Annotated in this window: 1 protein-coding gene; it reads left to right on the forward strand. The window is 65.9% G+C overall.

Annotated elements, in window-relative coordinates; all coding sequences use genetic code 11:
* The coding region (locus ABIB66_RS43440) for a non-ribosomal peptide synthetase (protein ID WP_354260103.1) at positions 1–1,862 on the forward strand (1,862 nt) is incomplete at both ends.

The raw sequence follows: 1,862 nt of genomic DNA on the forward strand, positions 1-1,862 counted from the left end.
CGCAGGCGCATCTGGGCGGTGATGCCAAGGCGCATGAAGAGTTCTTCCGGGGACTGCTGGGGGACATCGACGAGCCGACCACGCCGTTCGGCTTGAGCGAGGTGCGCGGCGACGGCCGCGGGGTCGGCCAAGCACGGCGGATGCTGCCGCCGGCGCTCAACGCGCGGCTGCGGATACAGGCGCGGCGGCTTGGGGTGAGCCTGGCGAGCCTGTGCCATCTGGCGTGGGGTCAGGTGGTGGCGCGCAGCAGCGGGCGCGAGCAGGTGGTGTTCGGCACGGTGCTGTTCGGCCGCATGCATGGCGGGGCGGGTGGCGACCGCACGATGGGCCCGTTCATCAACACCCTGCCGCTGCGGCTTGATCTGGACGGGACCGCCGTCGAGGCGAGCGTGCTGACGACGCATGCCCGGCTGGCCGAGCTGGTGGCACATGAGCATGCCTCGCTGGCGCTGGCGCAGCGCTGCAGCGCCGTTGCGGCGTCGGCGCCGCTGTTCAGCGCGCTGTTGAACTACCGTCACAACACGGCGGCGGCTGTCCCCGGCTCCGGGACGGATGATGTCTTGTCGGGTATGGAATGGCTGGGCGGGGAGGAACGCACCAACTATCCGCTGACCCTCTCGGTGGAGGATTTTGGCGAGGCGCTGGGCCTGACGGTACAGGTGGCGGAGCCTATCTCTGCGGATCGGGTCTGCGGCTACATGCAGCGGGCGCTCGAGCAGCTGGCAGAGGCGCTGGAGCATGCCCCGGATACGCCGGTACGCGAGCTGGACATCCTGCCGGCTGAGGAGCGCACCTATCTGCTGGAGGATCTGAACCGGACGGCGGAGGCCTATCCATCGGAGCGGTGCGTCCATGAGCTGTTCGAGGCGCATGTGCAAAAGGCGTCGGAGGCGGTGGCGCTGGTCTGCGAAAACGAGCGGCTGAGCTATGGCGAGCTCAACGCGCGGGCCAACCGGCTGGCGCATTACCTAATCGCCCTCGGGGTCAAGCCGGACCAACCGGTGGCGATCTGCCTCGAACGCAGCCTGGCCATGGTGGTTGGTGTCTTGGCGATCCTCAAGGCGGGCGGTGCCTATCTGCCGCTGGACCCAGCCTATACCAGCGAGCGGCTGCAGCAGGTTGTCGACGATGCCGCGCCGCGGCTGCTGCTTTGCGACGTCGCAGGTCGCGCAGTACTCGGCCCCGAGGTGCTGACCGATGTGACGGTCATCGATCTGGAGACGGCCACGCCGGCCTGGGCCGAACGGCCGGCTTCGGACCCTGACCGGCGCACGCTTGGCCTCACATCGCGCCATCTCGCCTATGTGGTCTACACCTCCGGCTCAACCGGAACCCCAAAGGGCGTCATGGTCCAGCATCGGGGGTTGGTCAATCTGCTGTTGGCTCAGGTCGGTCTTTTTGGCGCTTCTTCCAACAGCCGAGTCGTGCAGTTCGCCTCCCTTGGTTTTGATGCAAGCGCTTGGGAGCTTCTGATGGCGTTTGGCTCCGGGGCCGCTTTACACTTGCCTGCGGACGAGATCCGTCAAGCGAGTAACAAGCTATCGGATTATCTCCGAAGCGAAGCCATCACCCACGCGACATTTCCCCCAGCGTTGCTTCAGGCAAGCAAGGATCTCGAACGTTTGGCTGCGCAAGTTCTCATTCTTGCTGGAGAGCTGCCGAAGCCTGAACTCATGCGAAATCTGGCCCCAGCATCAATTATCAACGCTTATGGCCCGACCGAGGCAACAGTCTGCGCGACAGTCTGGACTTGCCCGGCTGATTTTAATGGGTCAGTGGTCCCGATCGGGCGCCCGATTGCCAACACGCGGGTGTACCTGCTGGATGGTCATGGCGCGCCCGTGCCGTTCGGGGCGGTGGGC

Source organism: Bradyrhizobium sp. F1.13.3 (genome assembly GCF_040548265.1).
GTDB lineage: Bacteria > Pseudomonadota > Alphaproteobacteria > Rhizobiales > Xanthobacteraceae > Bradyrhizobium.